The 19,352-nt window shown below is 56.9% G+C and carries 14 protein-coding genes; 5 read left to right on the forward strand and 9 right to left on the reverse strand.

Annotation, left to right across the window (positions count from 1 at the left end; genetic code table 11):
- Window positions 1-7: 7 nt before the first annotated feature.
- From acd to GFC01_RS05825, 8 genes are all read right to left on the reverse strand, one after another.
- Window positions 8-1,171, reverse strand: coding sequence for a glutaryl-CoA dehydrogenase Acd (gene acd / locus GFC01_RS05790; RefSeq protein WP_152945693.1), 1,164 nt, complete (start codon window positions 1,169-1,171; stop codon window positions 8-10).
- A gap of 83 nt (window positions 1,172-1,254) precedes the next feature.
- Window positions 1,255-2,001: an IclR family transcriptional regulator gene (locus GFC01_RS05795; RefSeq protein ID WP_152945694.1), complete on the reverse strand. Its 747-nt coding sequence runs from the start codon at window positions 1,999-2,001 to the stop codon at window positions 1,255-1,257.
- A 64-nt stretch (window positions 2,002-2,065) separates the two neighbouring features.
- The gene (locus GFC01_RS05800; RefSeq protein ID WP_152945695.1) at window positions 2,066-3,268 is read right to left on the reverse strand and encodes a CaiB/BaiF CoA transferase family protein; all 1,203 of its coding nucleotides are present in this window, start codon (window positions 3,266-3,268) and stop codon (window positions 2,066-2,068) included.
- Window positions 3,269-3,417: 149 nt separating this feature from the next.
- Entirely contained in the window at window positions 3,418-4,482 is a 1,065-nt protein-coding gene (locus GFC01_RS05805) for a TRAP transporter substrate-binding protein (RefSeq protein ID WP_152945696.1), read from the reverse strand.
- Window positions 4,483-4,671: 189 nt separating this feature from the next.
- Window positions 4,672-5,958 carry a TRAP transporter large permease gene (locus tag GFC01_RS05810; RefSeq protein WP_152945697.1) on the reverse strand — a complete coding sequence of 429 codons (1,287 nt, stop codon included), beginning with the start codon at window positions 5,956-5,958 and terminating at the stop codon, window positions 4,672-4,674.
- 40 nt (window positions 5,959-5,998) lie between these two features.
- Window positions 5,999-6,499, reverse strand: coding sequence for a TRAP transporter small permease (locus GFC01_RS05815; protein WP_194174833.1), 501 nt, complete (start codon window positions 6,497-6,499; stop codon window positions 5,999-6,001).
- A gap of 16 nt (window positions 6,500-6,515) precedes the next feature.
- Window positions 6,516-7,286 carry an IclR family transcriptional regulator gene (locus tag GFC01_RS05820; protein ID WP_194174834.1) on the reverse strand — a complete coding sequence of 257 codons (771 nt, stop codon included), beginning with the start codon at window positions 7,284-7,286 and terminating at the stop codon, window positions 6,516-6,518.
- A 461-nt stretch (window positions 7,287-7,747) separates the two neighbouring features.
- Complete coding sequence (locus GFC01_RS05825) at window positions 7,748-8,914, reverse strand: CaiB/BaiF CoA transferase family protein (protein ID WP_341473779.1); 1,167 nt, start codon at window positions 8,912-8,914, stop codon at window positions 7,748-7,750.
- Window positions 8,915-9,106: 192 nt separating this feature from the next.
- Here GFC01_RS05825 and GFC01_RS05830 point away from each other — a divergent pair, with 192 nt between their 5' ends.
- Complete coding sequence (locus GFC01_RS05830) at window positions 9,107-11,245, forward strand: acetate--CoA ligase family protein (protein WP_152945700.1); 2,139 nt, start codon at window positions 9,107-9,109, stop codon at window positions 11,243-11,245.
- Between the two features lie 146 nt (window positions 11,246-11,391).
- Window positions 11,392-11,718, forward strand: a complete 327-nt coding sequence (locus GFC01_RS19955; RefSeq protein ID WP_341473780.1) for a hypothetical protein — start codon at window positions 11,392-11,394, stop codon at window positions 11,716-11,718.
- A 2-nt stretch (window positions 11,719-11,720) separates the two neighbouring features.
- On the opposite strand, the gene GFC01_RS05840 is transcribed toward GFC01_RS19955, so the two are convergent.
- Window positions 11,721-13,877, reverse strand: a complete 2,157-nt coding sequence (locus GFC01_RS05840; protein ID WP_152945701.1) for a diguanylate cyclase — start codon at window positions 13,875-13,877, stop codon at window positions 11,721-11,723.
- A 490-nt stretch (window positions 13,878-14,367) separates the two neighbouring features.
- Between GFC01_RS05840 and GFC01_RS05845 the strand changes: the two genes are divergently transcribed.
- From GFC01_RS05845 to GFC01_RS05855, 3 genes are read left to right on the forward strand one after another with little or no spacing between them, the layout of a single operon-like run.
- Entirely contained in the window at window positions 14,368-15,141 is a 774-nt protein-coding gene (locus tag GFC01_RS05845) for an alpha/beta hydrolase (RefSeq protein WP_152945702.1), read from the forward strand.
- 58 nt (window positions 15,142-15,199) lie between these two features.
- Window positions 15,200-17,374 carry a hydantoinase/oxoprolinase family protein gene (locus GFC01_RS05850; RefSeq protein WP_152945703.1) on the forward strand — a complete coding sequence of 725 codons (2,175 nt, stop codon included), beginning with the start codon at window positions 15,200-15,202 and terminating at the stop codon, window positions 17,372-17,374.
- 6 nt (window positions 17,375-17,380) lie between these two features.
- A complete protein-coding gene (locus GFC01_RS05855; RefSeq protein WP_341473781.1) occupies window positions 17,381-19,186 on the forward strand; it encodes a hydantoinase B/oxoprolinase family protein in 1,806 nt (601 codons plus the stop codon).
- Window positions 19,187-19,352: the final 166 nt, after the last annotated feature.

Here is a 19,352-nt window from a genome sequence, read left to right on the forward strand (position 1 = left end):
GGCTGGCTTATGATGAACGGTTGGCCTTGCGGTAACCCAGGGCATCCTGGGATATGATAATCTTGTGAATGTTGCTGGTGCCCTCCACTATCTGATAATATTTAGCGTCACGAAAGAACCGGGCTACGGCATATTCCTCGGAATAACCGTAAGCGCTGTGGATCCGCAGGGCGTAATCGGCACATTTATTGGCCGTTTCACTGGCAAAAAGTTTGGCCATGGAAGTTTCCAGCGTATTGGGCACACCTTTGTCTTTCAGATAAGCAGCCCGGTAGGTCAGCAGGCGGGCCGCTTCTGTTTCAGTCACCATTTGGGCAACCCAGTCCTGGATCATCTGGAACTTGCCAATTGGTTGACCAAACTGTTCCCGGGTGGTGGCATAGGCCACAGCGGCATCGATACAGGCCTGGGCCACTCCCACCGCCCCGGCGGCCGAGGCCAGTCGCGTGTTGTCCAGTTGCTGCATACAAATGGCAAATCCCTGCCCTTCCTGCCCCAACAGGTTCCCCTTCGGCACCCGGCAGTTCTCAAAGGTGATGGAGCCAACCGGAGATGCCCAGTTACCCAGTTTTTCTTTGATGGACTCTACAACAACACCATCGCTTTTCATATCCACGATAAAGGCGGACATGCCCTTGGCCCGGCGGGTGGGATCGGTATAAGCATAAACCAGGGCTATATCCGCTACCGGTGCCAGGGAAATCCACATCTTGCTGCCATTTAAAATATAAAAGTCCCCCTCCAGAGTGGCCCTGGCTTTCATGGCCGCCACATCCGAACCGGCATCGGGTTCGGTCATGGCAAAACAGCCCACCAGCGCACCGCTGGTTAATCCCGGCAGGTACTTTTGTTTCAATTCTTCACTTCCGTAACGCCAGATGGTAATGGCCGGTCCCAGGGTGTTGGCCGCAAAAATAATGCGCAGGGAGCTGTGCACCCGGGCTATTTCCTCCACCAGGATGGTGAGGGCCAGGTAGCCGAGCCCGTTTCCACCATATTCTTCGGGAATGACACACCCCAAAAATCCCAGTTCACCCATTTTTTCCACCAGATCCCGGCGAAAGCGGTGTGCCTTGTCGTCGGCATCAACCGTGGGCAGTATTTCCTCTTCCGCAAAATCACGGGCCACCCTTTTTATGTCCTGTAATTCTTCCGGCAAATCAAAAGTCATGAAATTTTCCCCCTTTATTGTTTTTGTTCCGGACCCAATGCCCTGTGTGCAATGGGTTTTTCCACCGGGAACGGGTTTGTCTTTTAAAAATAACCCATTTTACGGGAGAGGGTCAAGGCACAATCCTTCACCTCCCTGATCAAGATAAGCAGCTTTTCAGTACAGCAATCCCTGGTGCTGATAATGCCGATGGAGGCCCTGACCGACCCGGAAAAATCCCGGACGGGAGCGGCTATGCCGGTGCCATACTCCAGGTAATCGCCATGGGACACTGCATAACCCTGTTCCCGGATTTTTTCAATCTCAGATAATAACTCGCCGGGATTTAAATCCTTATACTCCTCGTTATTGATCATTTCAGCCAGATACAACCGGATGAAATCGTCATCCATATGGGAGAGCAGAACTTTTCTGGCTGCGCCCCTGTGCAGGGGCATTTCCCTGCCCACCAGCTCAATTACCTTGACCGGGTGCGGTCCCTCCACCCTTTCCAAAAAAACGCCCATTTTACCCTGGACAATGGTCAGGTAGGAATCTTCCCCGGTGCGGGAAGTGAGTTCCTGCAAAAGGGGCATGGCCAGCTTGCGCAGGTCCAGCATCCCCCTTACCCGCAAACCCATGCGCAATAACTGTGGACCCAACCGGTAGTTTCTGGTGTCCCTGTCCTGTTCCACCATGCCAAATTCCTTGAAGGTTTGTAAAAAACGATGGATGGTACTGGGGGGAAAACCGGTGGCCGAAACCAGCTCGCTCAGGGAGAAACCGTCACTGCACTCCCTTTCGGAAATGGTCAGCAAAACCTCCAGGGCTTTACGCAGGGTATTGCTCATCTGTCACCAACCATTCCTGATGCAAAATTTTATATTTCCTTAATCAGATAACCGGGCTTTGTCCCTAGATTACCCCGGAAGCCCGCAGCTCTTCGATTTCTTCCCCGGTATAGCCCAATCCCAGGAGTATTTCTTCGGTGTGCTGGCCGGTCAGAGGGGGAGCCTGTCTGTATTCAACGGACATTCCGGAAAAATGCAGGGGACTGCCCAGCACTTTTATCCTGCCTGCCTTTTCATGTTCCATTTCCACCACCATTCCCCGGTGTACCACCTGCGGGTGGGAAACCACTTCGGAAATGGCGTTAATCATACCACAGGGCACCTTATGTTCATGCAACAGGTTCACCCAGTGGCTGGCTTCTTTTTCAATGAAAATACCGGCCAGTATGCGTTCAAGCTCCTGGCGGTGCTTCACCCTCATTTCGTTGGTGACAAAGCGGGGATCATCGGCAAAGTCCAGGTTTAAAGCAGCACAAAAGCGTTTCCAGATGGCGTCGTTCCCCACGGCCAGAATAAAATATTTATCCCTGGCCTTAAAGGCCCTGTAAGGAACAATGGAGGGGTGGGCCGAACCCATCCGGATGGGATCCCGTCCGGAGGCAAAGTAATTGCTGGCCATATAAGTCAACCAGGAAACTTCTGTTTCCAGAAGGGAAACATCTATATACTGACCCAGGCCCGATTCCCTTCTGGCCATAAGCGCAGATAATATGCCAATGACCGCATACATCCCGGCCCCGATATCCACCAGGGCCACCCCGATACGAACGGGCTCGCCGTCCTCTTCCCCGGTGATGGACATCAGACCCCCTTCCCCCTGCATGAGCAGATCATAGGCCGGGTGAAAACAGTAGGGCCCATCCTGACCATAACCGGATATGGAGCAGTAAATGATCCGGGGATTAATCTTCTTAATTTGCTCATAATCCACACCCAACCGCTTTACCGTCCCCGGCAGGAAATTTTCCACCATCACATCGGCCCGCTGCGCCAGTTTGTAGATGATTTCCCGGCCCCGGGGCGATTTTAAATTAACCGTTATACTTTTTTTGTTCCGGTTAATACTTAAAAAATAAGCACTTTCCCCGTTGACAAAGGGAGGCCCCCAGCTTCTGGTTTCATCACCGGCTCCCGGCATTTCCACTTTGATTACTTCCGCCCCCAGGTCGCCCAGCATCATGGTACAAAAGGGCCCCGTCAATACACGGGAAATGTCCAGCACCTTTATGCCCGCCAGGGGCAGCTGCACTTGTTGTTCCGCCGGCATTTTTATCCCCCTTCGAAAAAGTCGTCGGTCGTCAGACGTAGTCGGGTTATTTCATTATATGAAATGGATTCCATCTTGCGAGAAGAAAAAGGTTCCTGTTGCCACCGGCCAAACGCAAAGCAGCAACAAGAACAGAAAGGATATTCAACTTACTTCGCAGTCTGCTGGCAAAGCTTGTGGAATTCTTCATAGACCTGCTTGCCGGGGAGCCCTTTGCCTTCCATTTCATCTATCCATTCTTTTTCCAGTCCCTGCAAAGGTTTCCGCCACACTTCCCTGTCCGCATCAGTCAGCCGGTATATGGTCATACCCTGCTGTTCAAATTCTTTAGCCAGCTTCTCCTGTTCGGCGTCAAAAACTTCCCCGGCATGTTTGCTGGCCTCGTCACCGGCCTGGATTAAAGCCTTTTGTACATCTTCGGGAAGCTTTTGCCAGGCCTTTTCGTTAATCACATAAGCAGCCGGATATCCTCCCAGAGCCGCACCGAAAGTATGATATTTCTCCAGTTCGTTGGCCCGGTAAGATTTGGTGCTGACCAGGTTTAAAATATTTCCCTCCACCACGCCCCGCTGGGTTGACTCATAAATTTCCGGCGAAGGAACCACCACCGGCGTGACACCATATCTTTGCGCTATTTTGTCAAATAATCCGCCGGAGGTTTTTAATTTCATCCCCTTTAAATCTTCAGGCGATTTGATGGGCTTTTTTACAGTACCCACGTCATACTGGGGAAAGGTATAAACAAATACCGGTCTTACCCCGTATTTTTGAAACTCCTGCATCAATGATCCTTTAGAAAGTTTATTGTAGACCTCGCTACCCTGGCGGGCAGTAACCCACTCGGGCAAGATCATCACCGTATTCAGGGGAAGCTGACCGGCCAGAAAGGAAGCAGGGGCCAGACCGATATCAACCACACCCTGACTGGTGAGATTTAACTGGTCTTTGAGCTTGCCCAATTGCTCGGCGGGATAATACTCAATTTTTACCTTACCGTTGGTCAACTTCTCCACCCGGTCAATGAAAAACTTGGCCAGATCACTGGAGGCAATGTGGGTAACCGGGTAGTAATCGGACATTTTTAAGGTAATGGTTTTGTCACCGGACTGCTGACCCGTCGCTCCACCGGTAGTGGCTTGCTTCTGGCCGCCGCAGCCGGCCAGGATAATAGCAAGCAAAAAGATAGCGCACAGAAAATAAACTACCTTTTTCATCCTTTAAGCAGCGCCCCCTTTTAATTTTTTTACGGCAGTTCTTCCCGCTTCTTCGCCTCGCGACTCCAGCAATAAAGCCACCGGCACCTGCAGCAACCACCTCCTTTTTACAGAGCGCGAACATTTGTACCCCATGCCATGCAAAATTTTTTAATTGCACCTGACATGAAGGTCTTTTTTGAAAAAAGGCTATTTCATAAAGGACGGCAACCAGGTGGCAATAATGGGAAAGACCAGTAGCAGGACCACGGTAATTGCCTCAAAAGTCAACATCACCCCGGTTCCCCTAAAGACCTGGTCTAAAGGCGCCTTCACGGTGGCACTGACCACATAAGCGTTCATTCCCACCGGCGGGGTAACCAGCCCTATTTCGGATAGTTTGGTGACGATAATCCCGAACCAGATGGGATCCAGGCCCAGGTTCATGATTAAAGGAAAGGTCAGCGGCAGGGTCAAGAGCAATATGGCGATCATGTCCATAATGCAGCCCAGGAACAGATACAAGACGACCACCAGGGTCATGACCGCCCACACGGGGAAACCCGCCCCCCCGATGGCTTTGATCACACCCTGGGGCGCCTGGGTCAGCGTGAAAAAGTACCCTACAACCATGGCACCAATGATGATGGTGAAAATCATGGTGGTGATCTTGGCCGTCTGCAGGGCCGCATCGCAGATGCCTTTCAGGTTAATGCGGCGGGTGGCCAGGGAAATGAGGGCGGCGCCGAAGGCACCGATGGCCGCCGCTTCCGTGGGGGTGCCCAGGCCGAAGTAAAGGGTGATGATCACGATGGAACCCAGGATCAAAAAAGGCCACAATGGTTTGAGGGAAGCGAATTTCTCTCCCCAGGGAAATGATTGACCGGCGGGCATTACGCCGGGTTTAAATTTATTCCAGGAGATGATCCCCAGGGAGTAGATTAAAGTAGTCATGACCCCGGGGATGATCCCGGCGATCAACAGTTTGCCGATGGAGGTCTCGGTGACGATGCCGTAGATGACCAGGGGAATGCTGGGGGGGATCATGATCGCCAGGGTGCCGGCCACGGTGACCACGCCGGCGGCCACCCGCAGGTCGTACCCGGCCCGGCGCATTTCGGGGATGGTGATGGCGGACATACAGGCCGCGGCGGCGGTACTGGAACCGGACATGGCTCCCATGCCGGCAGAGGCGATGACCGCGGCGATAGCCAGACCGCCGGGGGTCTTTCCCAGCCACTTTTTGGCCGCGTCGAAAACTTCCCGGACGATGTCGGCCCGGGAGACGATTTCGGCCATAAAGATAAACATGGGCACCGTACTTAACGAAAAGTTGGCCACACTGCGGTAGGGGGCATTACTCATTATGGAGAGAACCGCACTGGGACCACCCTCAAGGTACAGCCCGATCAACCCGGCCACACCCATGGCAAAACCCACGGGCATACCCAGAAAAAGAAAGAGCAACAAAAGAACCAGTATGGTAGCGGCAATCATAAATGTACCTCCGCCTTCCCTCCGTAATTGCCCTTCATGACTATTCCCATTTGATTTTCCGCGGGGAAACGATTGTTTCTAAAATACGTATACATAACAGGGCCGCCCCCAGGGTGAGAATCAAGTAGGCCGGCGCCATGGGGTAGGCCAGCAAGCAACTGGAGGTCTCCTGAAACCTGATGGCCCGCAGGGAAGTTTGCCAGCCCAGTAAGACTATCAGGGCAAAAAAGAGCAACCCCAGAATATTCAAACCGGTATCCACCACCGTTTTAACCGGACCGGGAATAAAGTGGCGGAAAAGGGTGACCCGCACATGGCCGCCCTCTTTGTAAACATAACTCATGGCCAGGTAGACCAGGGCGATCATGACATATTCCTCATTGATCTCCACACTGCCCGGTATGGGATGGTGAAAGAACTTCCGGCCAACCACGTCGGCAGTAACCAGCAACATCATCACCAGCACGCTGATCACACTACAGGTCATACATATCCATTCAATAAAGTCCACCGCTTTCCCAACGGCTTTTACTATTTTCATCCAACCACCCCGCAATTTAATGAACGTCATCAATCCGGCATCCCATCTGTCTGGAAATCGCCTTCCCCCCCTCCAGCAACAGCTTGACACAAAGATCCAGTTTTTCCGGTTCCGCCCGGGCGTCCGGAAGACCAATGGACAAACTGGCCGCCACCTCGGCATGCCTGTCAAAAACGGGCACACTGAGGGAAACAAGCCCCGCATTGCGTTCACCCCAGCTGACGGCGTATCCTTTCCGGCGGATTTCCTCCAGGCGCTGGCGGAGCTTTTGTTTGCTGGTAATGGTACTATCCGTGAAGGGTTTCAGTTCCAGCCCGTTTATCAGCTTCTCCCTGTCCCGTTCCTTCTGAAAAGCAAGCAAGACCAGCGCCGATGCTCCCACATACAAAGGGGAGCGCTGGCCGATATTTACAGAAGCTTTAATTGTGTGGGAACAATCTAAAAATTCAATACAAACCCTTTCTTCCCCGGAAATCACATTAAGATATACCGCTTCATCAACTTTACCCATTATTTCGCGCATTACCGGTAAGGCAACGGCCCGCACCTCTATCTGGCTGAGCACGATGCCAACCAGATCAAATAACCGCATTCCCAGCCGGTATTTTCTAGTAACCCTGTTCCTGCTCACATAACCGTATTTTTCTAGAGTATTGAGTAAACGCAATATGGTGGGCTTGGACAGTTCCAGTTCCCTGGCCAGTTCCGCTAAAGACCATTCCGGCTTTTGCTGGCTGAACCTGTTAAGAATATTCAGGGCCTTTTCCACAGCCCCAACGGTTTTCATATAGCCCTCATCCGCTCTCATTTGTTTCACATCGCGTAACGCCGTTTCATATTCTGTACTTTTAAATTTGTCACAACTTTTTGTTTTTTGCAACACCTATGCCCCCAGTGGTCTTATTTAGCCCCCCAACGGTCGAAATGCGACTGCGAACGGTTAGACCGGAATGAAATACATCCCACAGGGGAGGCTTTAAAATTCCGTTAATTTGACAACCTGCGGAGAAACAGCTAACCCCGGCTTCGTGTTTCAGCCGGGGTTTTCCTGGTTGAACAACCCGTATCACACTTTATCATTGCCCACACTTCCCCGGTTGGGAACAAACCATAACCCAAAAGTCATCCGGACATTCCGGTTTTCCTGGAAAAAAATCTCTCAGCGAGTCTTAAATATCGCAAATCAAAGCCCGCAGCCATTAACCCTCATCCGATTGACCGGGTGTTTCAATTACCCGCCGCTAAAAATCAACCCGCCACCCCGGCTTCCACCAGCCCATCAATTTCCTCATCCGTGTAGCCCAACCGGCGTAACGTCTCCCGGGTATGCTCGCCGGCGTCCGGGGCGGGTTGATCGATACCCCTTTCCGTACCCGTTATTTTTAAAGGGGTGGCCACGGTAGTGATCTGTCCGCCCGCAGTGGATAACTCAATAAACAGATTGCGTGCCTTAATCTGGGGGTGTTCCGGCACTTCGCCTGCCTCCAGCACGGGTTCGATACAGGTATCCACCTGACTGAACAGTTCCACAATTTCATCCCGGGTTTTGCCGGCAAAAAAGCCCTGTACCGCCCGGCGGGCCTGATCATCCGTTCCAAACTGCAGCGGCACCAGGTCCGGCCGGCCGGCGGCGCGGCAGAAGGCTTCCCAGAACTTGTTTTCCAGGTTGCCCATGCTGATGTAACGCCCGTCTTTGGTGGCGTAGACATTGTAACACACCCGGCCCCCGTTCAGTTCTTCGGCGCCTCGCCGGGACTCCCCGGCCCCCGCCAGGTACCGGGTGAGGTACCAGATCATCCAGGAAACCACCGTGTCGGTCATGGCCACATCCACATAAGCACCCCGGCCGGTTTGCAGGCTCCGCACATAAGTCGCCAGGATGCCCACCGCGGCCGCCATGCCGCTGCTCAGGTCGGCCACCTGTACCCCCGGCAGGACGGGCGGCCCGTCCCGGTGGCCGGTCAAACCCAGGGCGCCGGCTATGGCCAGACAGTTGATGTCATGGGCCGGCCGCAGGCGGTAAGGGCCATCCTGGCCGTAGGCGGTGAGGGAACAGTAGACCAGCCGGGGGTTGACGGCCGAAAGGGTTTCATAATCCAGGCCCAGGCGTTCCATCACCCCCGGGCGAAAACCTTCAATCAACGCATCATGTTCCCGCACCAGGCGCAGGAACACATCCCGTCCGCCGGGCGATTTAAGGTTCAGGCGCACGGACTTTTTGTTCCTGTTGATGGCGTGAAACCACAGGCTTTCCTTTCCCACCCGGGGCCCCATTTCCCGCAGGTAGTCCCCGGCGCCCATATCCTCAATCTTTAGTACATCTGCTCCCAGGTCCGCCAGGATCATGGTGGCGTATCCCCCGGGTAAAAGGCGGGTCAGATCCAGCACCTTCATTTTTTCCAGTATACGGTACACATGGCTCCACCTCCGTATTAAGTCCCCTTTGCGTCCCTGGAAGACCGGCGCTGAAAGAAGAACATGACCTGGTGAAAAACAGTTTACTTACTGTTTTGTGAGTCAGCACTGGCATTACGAAAAAATTATACCATAAGCCCGCGCATTGTGATAAGATTTTGAATGGTCATAAAAAGCAGGGAGGTCTTTTAAATGACAGCACCCATCAACAGCAGTGATAACAATTTGCGCAACTTCTTGTACCCCCGCTCCATAGCCCTGATCGGGGTTTCCACCCGCACGGGTCCGGAAACCTTTAACATACTGGAGCAGGTGCTGGCCGGCGGCTACCGGGGGCGGATCTACCCGGTCAACCCCCGGGGCGGAATTTTACTCAACCTGCCGGTCTACCCTTCGGTGGGAGAAATTCCGGAAACACCGGATCTGGCCGTCATCTCCACCCCCCGGACGGCGGTGCCGGCCGTGGTCAGGGAATGTGTGGATAAAGGAATCAAATCGATCATTATTATTACCCAGGGATTTGCCGACGCCGACGAGGCGGGGCACCGGATGCAGGAGGAAATACTGGCGGCCATAGAGGGCAAGGGCGCCCGCATAGTGGGTCCCAACACCATTGGCGTAGTTAATCTTTATGAAAACCTGAACACCTCCTTTATCGGTTTCCTGCGCCGGCAGGCCGATACGGCCATGATCTGCCAGTCAGGTATTTTTCTGCTGGGGGCGGCGGATTTTACCGCCGGCATCGGCCTGGGGGTGGATATAGGCAACGCTTGTGATGTGGATTTCAGTGAAAGCCTGGATTATTTGGGACAGGACTCCCGTATACGGGTGATTAACCTGCATATGGAGGGGCTTAAAGAGGGCCGCCGGTTCATGGAAGTAGCCCGACGGGTAAGCGCTGCCAAACCCATCCTCTGCCTGAAAACCGGCCGCAGTGAGGCAGGCGCCCGGGCGGCTAGTTCCCACAGCGGCTCCCTGGCCGGAGAGGACCACGTATTCAGCGCCGCCTTCCGGCAGTGCGGGGTGATTCGCGTGCAGAATGTGGAGGAAATGTATGATTTCAATAAAACTTTCCTCACCTATCAATCCATGCCCGGGCGGCGGGTGGCGGTGGTGACCATCAGCGGCGGCGCCGGCATTTGCGCCGTGGATGCCTGCAGCGCCGCCGGCCTGGAGGTGGCCCGTTTTAGTGAGAAAACCGTTTCGAAACTGGCCGCCGTTTTCCCCGACTGGATGGAGGTGGGCAATCCGGCGGACATATGGCCGGCGGGCATGACCCGGGGATACCAGGATACACTGGAGCTGTCCCTGGATACCATTCTGGAGGACCCCGGTGTGGACGCGGTGCTGGTCATCAGCCCGGCCTATCTGGATCCAGGGGAGGATCCAAAACTGGACATTTCTATCCCGGTGAACCGGGTGGCCGCCCGGCACCCGGAAAAACCCCTGACCCTGTGGATCTTCGGCGGCTACCGCCGGGAACTGGCCGCCCGGCTGGAAAAGGAAAACCGGGTGGTGGTTTACCCGTCGCCGGAGCGGGCCATGGCTTCCCTGGCGGCGCTATATCACTACCTGTATGAGGTAAAAAACCACCACTGGACTTCTCCACCGGTGTTTGCGGACATGGACAGGAAGCGTATTGGAGACATACTGGACAGGGGCGGAAAGACCGGAGGGGGAACCATTAATGAAGAAGCATTGCAGATTCTGCAGGCCTGCGGCATTCCAGTACTGCCTGCCCGGGTGGCCCGAAACGCCGGGGAAGCCATGGAAGCAGCGGAGTCCCTGGGCTACCCGGTGGTGATGAAAATTGTCAGCCCGCAGATCACCCACAAATCAGATGTGGGCGGTGTCAGGTTAAACCTGGGCCATGCCCGGGCGGTGGAAGAAACTTTCAGCGAAATGGTGGAAACCGTATCATCCCTGGCACCCCATGCAGCCATTGAAGGGGTACTCATCCAGCCCTACCGGCCCGGGGGTGTGGAGGTGCTTTTGGGCGGCAAGCGGGATCCTTCCTTTGGACCGGTGCTGGTCTACGGCCTGGGGGGCATATACACGGAACTTTTCCGGGACGTTTCCTTTGCCGTGGCCCCCGTAAGCAGGGAAGAAGCCCTGGCCATGATCCGGGGGACCAAGTCCTACCGTTTGCTGCAGGGCTTCCGGGGACAGTCCCCGGCGGACATGGAAACCCTGGTGGATTGCCTGCTGCGCCTGGGCCAGCTGGTAGTGGAGTTTCCGCAGATCAGGGAAATGGACATCAACCCCCTGCTGGTGGGGCCGGAAGGGGCCGTGGCGGTGGATGCCCGCATCACAATTAATAAAAAAGTATAAACCGGGGGCAGGAAACCGCCTTTCAATGCAGTATAACTGATTAGAAAACGCCCCCATTAGCAGGGCGCCGCGTTATCCAAAGTGAATGATGCAGTACACGCTGTTAATTATGAAAACGGGTTAAACATTACAGGGGGGTCTTTTCAATGCCCACCGGCAACAACAATGATGTTGGCGGCACGTCGCAACCGGTCAACAATCACAACCCGGAACTCAGAACTCATAATTCGCAACTCGCAACCCGTAACCCGAAACTCGAAACTATTATCGGCACGCCGCACCTGGTAAACGATCTGGTGGTCTACCCGGTTTCACCCCGGCTGGCCTACGTGGTGGAAAGGGACTGCCGCATCGAACTGACCACCACGCCGGAAAGCTGCACCTGCTGCACCTTCCGTTTCAATTTCCGGCATAAACCGGGTTTCCGCTGCCGGCATATCGCCGCCCTGCGGCAGGTGCTGGGCCTGCCCTGAGGTTACCCCGCCGCCCATGGCTCGCCGTCGGGAGCTGCGTCCTTCATGTCCACCAGCACCGCCAGGAAGGCCTCCACCACCGTGGGGTCGAACTGGGTGCCGGCACAGCGGCACAGTTCCTGCACAGCTTCGGGCCAGGGCCGGGCCGGACGGTAGGGACGGCCGGTAATCATGGCGTCAAAGGCGGCCGCCACGGCGATGACCCGCGCCCCCAGGGGGATGTCCTCCCCGGCCAGCCCGGCCGGGTAACCGCTGCCGTCGTAGTGTTCGTGGTGGTGCATGACCAGGGGTACCAGGGGTGCCAGTGCCCGGATGGGACGGATGAGATTGGCGCCGTACACCGGGTGCTGCTTTACCACGGCCCATTCCTCGTCAGTCAGAGGACCGCCCTTGTTCAAAATATGCCGGCAGATGCGAATCTTGCCCAGGTCATGGACAAAGGCGGCCAGGCGGATACGGTTGGTTTCGCCCACCGGCAGATCCAGTTCCTGGGCGGTCATGGTGGCGTAACGCACCACCCTTTCCGTATGGGCGTAAGTATACCGGTCCTTTTCATCAATTATCTGCAGCAGGGTTTTGATCATGTAGGTCAGGGGCGAGCCGGGATTTTTCAGCTGCAGCTCCAGTTCCGGCAGGGCGGAAAAGAAGGGCTCCACCCGGTTCCCAGTCCCTCCCTTGGCCCGGTAAAGGGCCTGGTCGGCCACCTTCACCAATCCCCAGGTGCTGGTGGCGTTGGTGGGATAAACGGCCAGCCCGGTGGATACGGTCAACTTTTTACCCGGTAAGCGGTCCTTGCCTGGGAAAGGATAATTTTCTATGCGTTGCACCAGGGATTCGGCCAGTTCCCGGGCCGCAGTGCCGTCGGTCCCGGGCATGATCACCGCAAATTCATCACCGCCGTAACGGGCCACCACATCGGTGGGTCGCACGCTGGATACCAGCACCTGCCCCAGTTGCCTGAGCAGGTCGTCGCCCATGGGGTGACCCAGCGCCTCGTTGTACTGTTTGAAATCATCAATATCCAGCATCAACAGGGCCAGGTTCCCCTTTTCCACCATGGCCCGCAGCATCTCATCACCCAGGCGGTCAAAGAGGTAGCGGTAATTGTAAAGACCGGTCAGGGCATCCCGCACGGCCAGGCCCTGCAGTTCCCTGTTTTCCCGGCGCAACAACTCCTCCCGGGCCTTCTGCTCGGTAATGTCCCGGGCAATGAGCATGGCCCCCACCTGACGCTGGCCGAAGGAAAGGGGCAGGGAATCCACCAGCAAAACCCGGGCTCCTCCCTGGGCCGGTTCATAAATGTATTCGTCATTGTACCGGGCAATACCGTCGGACAGCACATTTAAAAAAGGATAGGCAAAGGGCAAACCGCCGGCGGAACCAAAAACGGCATTATATTTCTTACCCACCACTTCCCCGGCCTTGATACCGAACAATTTTTCCGCCAGCGGGTTTATACCGGTGATGTTGCCGCCCCTGTCAACGGTAATAATGGCATTGGGGCTGCTGGCCATGACCATGGCGTAGGTGCCGGCCTCTTCCCGGATGCGGCGGCTTAAAGACAGTAAGAACAGGGCCACCACCAGTACACCGGCGGCCAGCACCACCAGGCTCACCGCCATCACCATGGCCACCTGCCGGTGGTTTTCCCGGCGGCCTTCTTCCATCTGATCCTCCTGGTAGGATACAAAATTACGGCTGGCTTCAATCATGCCCTGCACTTCCGAAAGGGGAAGCATATCGGCCTCCACCGGAACCCCGGGATGACTGTCCTTCCACGCAATGGCGGCATCGGCCCGCTCTTTGAAGTTCCGGTACTTTTCCTCCAGATCTGCGATCAATTTTTTACCCTGGTCCGTATAAACGCTTTCTTTCAACCCGGCAAAGCGCCGGGAGGTATTTTCCTCTTCCAATTGATAGCCGTCCACATAACGGCGCTCACCGGTGAGCAGGTATGTCTTGACCATCAGGGCCATATATTCGTAGGATGCCTGTAACCCCCTGGCCTCGCTCACCTTCCAGGCCCGCTCGCTAATCAATGTGGAATAGGAACGGTCTATGGCCTGCAACTGCCACAGGGACAGGCCGCCAACCAGAAATAAAAATACCAGGATGACTCCCATCCCGCGGACTAAATTACGCTTGATCTGAAACTGCATAACCACACCCCCGTAACCGGTTCAGGGATTGTTATTGTGATAACTTTCTCTATTTACCCATTTTCATCATATCACAAAAATCTCTTTTGTGTAACCCCGGAATACATTCATTATATACCATCCTCCGTGGTGGCAATTTATGGTTCACCGGTGCCGGAGCAGGTACAGCCGGCCCCATTGCTCCCCGCCATGTGCCTCATGGGCCGTCGGCCACAGGGTGAACCGGATAACGCCGGACCGGCAGCGGTTTGACCAATAGCCGCCTTCTCCGATACTGGCGTTTATACCTGTATGTTCGCTATCCCATTTTCACTTCCTGCCGGGAAGGATTAATTTTCGCCCGGAGGCGCTATAGCCAAAATACCCGGCCGGCGGTGGTTTTTTACCGCTTGACCCTCCGGGGTCATCCCTTTGGTTAAAAACCGTGGTGGTTTTCCGCTCCGTCTGTTATACTTTAAGTAAAAAAAACAGGAAAGGAACGGTTCAAAAAATGCCAGAATATGCCGGGTGGCAAAGGATTACATTCACCAATTCCCGGGGCCTCAAGCTGGCGGGCCTGCTGCACGGAAATCCGGCGGATACGGAAAAGATAATCATCAACTGCCACGGCTTTACCGGCGGCAAGGAAGGCGGCGGCCGGGCGCTGGCCCTGGGCGGGGAACTGGCCCGCCGGGGCTGGGCTACCTTGGTGTTTGACTTTGCGGGCAATGGAGAGAGCGGCGGTCATTTCGCCGATTTAACCCTGACCGGGCAGATTGACGACCTGACCCGGGCGGTGGATCTGGTCCTGGAGCGGGGGTTCCGGCAGGTGATCACCCTGGGGCGCAGTTTTGGCGGTTCCACGGTCATTTGCCAGGGGGCCCGGGATCCCCGGGTGGCCGGCATATGTACCTGGGCTGCTCCGGCCAGGCTAATGGAACTGTTTGCCGGATTCACCGATGAACCCCTGGACGGCCCGGGGGAAACGGTCAATCTGGCCGGTGAAAAGGGAATGATCCAGTTAAAGAAAGATTTTTTCCGGGACCTGGAGAATTACGACGTGCCCGGCCAGGCCGCCCGTCTCTCTCCCCGCCCCCTGCTGGTTATCCAGGGCACCCGTGACGGGGTGGTACCGCCGGATGATGCCCGGCTGATTTATGAAGCCGCGGGCGAACCCCGGGAGCTGGTGTGGATTGAAAAGGGGGATCACCAGTTCACCGGCCAGCTGGAACCAGTGTGGCAGGCCTTTTTTCAGTGGCTGGACAGGCATTTCCCGCAACGGTGAACCATAATCCGGCATCCGGCCTCCATCGACCGGTAACTATTTCCGAGGAAGTGTATGCATGTTCCGGAGTCGCTCCTCTGCTCAAAAAACAAACGATGCCCGGCCGCTGGCGGAAGGGACAACTCCTCCTCCCTTCCGGGCCGCCGTGGATACGGGAGGCACCTTCACCGACATTTGCCTTTTACGGGAAGACACGGGTGAGGTGTTTACCTGGAAGATCCCCTCCACTCCCGGGGATCCGTCCCGGGCGGTTTTAACGGGCCTGCAGGAAGCCATGGCCGCGGCCGGCCTGGAACCCGGGGGGTTGCAATTTCTCCTGCACGGCACCACTGTGGCCACCAATGCCCTGCTGGAGGGTAAGGGAGCAAAAACGGCCCTGCTGATCACCAGGGGGTTCGAGGATATCCTGCTCATCGGCCGGCAAACCAGGCCCTCCCTTTACAATTTCCGGGCCGAAAAGCCCCCGGCCCTGATCCCCCGCCGCCTGACCTTCGGCATCACCGAACGGATCCTGGCGGACGGTCGGGTTTTCATTCCCCTGGATGAAGAAGAAGTAAAATTAACCGTCCAGAAAATCAAACAAGGGAACATCACTTCCATTGCCGTCAGTTTCCTGCATTCTTACCGCAACCCCGTCCACGAAGAAAGGGTGCGGCAAATTATCGAGGAAATCTACCCGGAGGCGGCGGTGACCCTCTCTTCCGACATCCTGCCCACCATCGGTGAATATGAACGCACCAGCACCACGGCCATCAACGCCCTGGTGCAGCCCCTGGTTGCCGGCTATCTGTCCCGGCTGAACAAAAGTGTAAAATCTTTGACCCCAAAACCGGCGGTTGAAGCCACTGCAGAGAAGGAACCGGTTTCTTCCGGGGGGGGCCGGCCGGGCCTGTTAATCCTGCATTCCGGCGGAGGGGTCCTGACCGTAGCCCAGGCCTGCCGGGAAAGCGCCCGCACCGTGCTGTCCGGTCCGGCCGGCGGGGTGCTGGCGGGAATCCAGCTGGCCCGGCAGACGGGGCGGCCCCATATCATCACCGCCGACATGGGCGGCACCAGTATGGATATCTGCCTGATCAAGGGTGAACAGCCCCGTTATACCACTGAAGGGAAGGTTGCCGGCCATCCCCTGAGCCTGCCCATGCTGGACATCCATACCATTGGCGCGGGGGGTGGAAGCGTCGGCTGGATTGACGGTGGCGGAGCCCTGAGGGTGGGGCCGGCCAGCGCCGGCGCCCGGCCCGGTCCGGCCTGTTACGGGCTTGGCGGAACGGAACCGACCGTTACCGATGCCAACCTGGTCCTGGGACGGCTCAACCCCCGGGGGACCCTGGGCCGCAAACTGCCGCTGCAACCCCATCTGGCCCGGCAGTGCCTGGAGGAAAAACTGGCCCGTCCGCTGGGCATATCCGTGGAGGAGGCGGCTGCGGGCATGATCCGGGTGGTTAACGCGGCCATGGCCCGGGCCATGCGGGTGGTATCGGTACAAAGGGGCCATGATCCCCGGGATTTCACCCTGGTGGCCTTTGGCGGGGCCGGCCCCCTGCACGCCGTGGAACTGGCCCGGGAACTGGGCATACCCTATGTTTTGATCCCTCCCCACCCGGGAGTGACATCAGCCCTGGGTATGCTCAACGCCGATTTGCGCCGGGACTGTATGAGTACGGTGCTGCTGCCCCTTAAGGAAACCAGCCCGGATATACTGGGGGAACTGTACGCCCCCCTGGAGGAAAAGGGCCGCCGGGATTTAATCCAGGAGGGTTTTGCGGAGGGACAAATCATCATCTCCCGGTATATCGACCTGCGTTACCAGGGCCAGTCCCACAACCTGACCCTGCCCGTCCCGGCCGGCCGGCTCTCCCGGGGGGATCTGGTTATTTTAACCCGCAGCTTCCACCTTCTGCACCGGCAGGAATATGGTTTTTGCCGGGAAGAGGCCCCCGTGGAAGCGGTGAACCTGCGGGTGACAACCACGGTAACCCTGTTCCGGCCGCATTACCCCACCCCTGCCCCGGCAAAAGGTCCGGCTGCACCGGAACCGGTGGAAGAACGACCCGTTTACTTTGACGGGCGGTTTATCCCCACCCCCGTCTACCACCGGGCAGTTCTGCCGCCGGGAATTACTTTGACGGGGCCGGCGGTAATTGAACAACCCGACACCACCACCCTGATCTGGCCGGGAATGACCGCCCAGAGGGACAGCCGGGGTAATTTAATTCTGTCTGTGGGGAAGTGAAAACCAGTGGCTAAAGAAACCAATCCCCCCGCCAGGAGTCTGGATCCCGCCGGTCTGGAAGTGCTGCACCACGCTCTGGCCTCGGTGGCCGAGGAAATGGGCGCCGTGCTAACCAGGACGGCCCTTTCCCCCAACATCAAAGACCGCCGTGACTGTTCCACGGCCATTTACACCGCCGGCGGCCGGCTGGTGGCCCAGGCGGAACATATCCCTTTGCACCTGGGTTTGATGCCCACCGTGGTGCGGGCGGTGCTGGCCGAATATCCCCCCGGTACACTGGAGCCCGGGGACGCGGTAATGATCAACGATCCCTATATCAGCGGGTCCCACCTGCCGGACATCTGCCTGATCAGCCCGGTTTTCCACGGCGACACAATGCTGGGTCTGGTGGCCAACCTGGCCCATCATGTGGATGTGGGGGGGGCGGTACCGGGAAGCATGTCCACCGTGGCCACGGAAATTTTCCAGGAGGGCATCCGTATCCCCCCGGTGAAGATCCGCCGCCGGGGCAAGGTAAATACAGAGCTTTTAAAGCTGCTGGCCCATAATCTGCGTACGGCCCGGGAATTTTACGGGGACATCCAGGCCCAGCTTTCCGCCAACGACCGGGGTATTGCCAGGATGCTGGAACTGGCCGGACGCTACGGCACCCCCCTATTGCGACGGTACATGGAAGAATTGATGGCATACACCCACCGGCGGCTGCTGTCCGCCCTGGAGGTCATCCCCCGGGGTACCTTTTCTTGCGAGGACTTTTTGGAAGGGGATGGGCTGGTGGAGGGCCCGGTGAATATCCGGGCGAGCATCACCCGCCATGACCGGGGGCTGACGGTGGATTTCTCCGGTACCCACGCCCAGGTGCGGGGTCCGGTGAACGCCACCCGGGGTGTGACCCTGGCCTGCGTTTACTTCGTGGTCAAGTCGGTACTGGACCCGGACCTGCCGTCCAACGACGGACTGACCCGCTCCCTGGAGGTAATCACACCGTCTGGCAGCCTGGTCAACCCCATCTTTCCCGCTCCCGTGGCCCATGCCAACATCAATACCGCCCAGCGCATTGCCGATGTACTGCTGGGTGCCTTCGCCCGGGTGGCGCCGGAACGGGTTACGGCGGCAGGAACAGGCAGTATGAGCAATTTTACCGTGGGTGGGATGGATCCGGCCACGGGCAAATACTATTCCTATGTGGAAACCTGCGGCGGCGGCCAGGGGGCCAAATGCGACCGGGACGGCCTGGACGGGGTGCACGTGCACATGACCAACACCCGGAATACTCCGGTGGAAGTAATTGAGCAGTCCTACCCCCTGCGGGTGGACCGCTACGGCCTGGCCCGGGATTCGGCGGGAGCCGGTAAACAGCGGGGCGGCCTGGGGCTGATCCGGGAGATCACCGTTTTAAGGGGAGAAGCGACGGTTTCGGTAAGCACCGAACGGACCCGCATCCCACCATGGGGCCTCTGTGGGGGGTTGCCCGGCCAAAGGGCCTTCGCCGGGATATCTCCGCCGGCAAACCGGAAACCGGAAGATAACCGGGAAGGGGAAAAAATCGGAAATACCACCCCGGTATCCTCGCCGGGGAAATTCACCTGCCGGGTGTCGCCGGGCACCCGGATCACGCTCCAAACCGCCGGCGGGGGCGGTTTTGGCCCTCCCCTGGAACGGGAACCGGAAAGGGTGCGCCGGGATGTACTGGAGGGATTGATTGAACGACAGACGGCAGAAGAAATTTACGGGGTGGTCTTAACCGAACAATTGGCCGTGGATGAAGAAAGAACCAGGGAAAAGCGACAAAAATTAAGAAGCAGCCATTAACCGGAAATTGTCCAGTATCTTTTAACCAGTACTAAAGCCGGGCATAAGGCCGGTCCTGAAAGGGACGATGGGAAAACCGGTGGCCTCGCTTTTCCAGGACAAAAAGGCCCTGTAACCGGGATGCTTGACGGAAAACGGGCCGTATACCCGGTATTTTCCCGCGCAA

The organism is Desulfofundulus thermobenzoicus (assembly GCF_009428905.1).
GTDB classification, from domain to species: Bacteria; Bacillota; Desulfotomaculia; order Desulfotomaculales; family Desulfovirgulaceae; genus Desulfofundulus_A; species Desulfofundulus_A thermobenzoicus.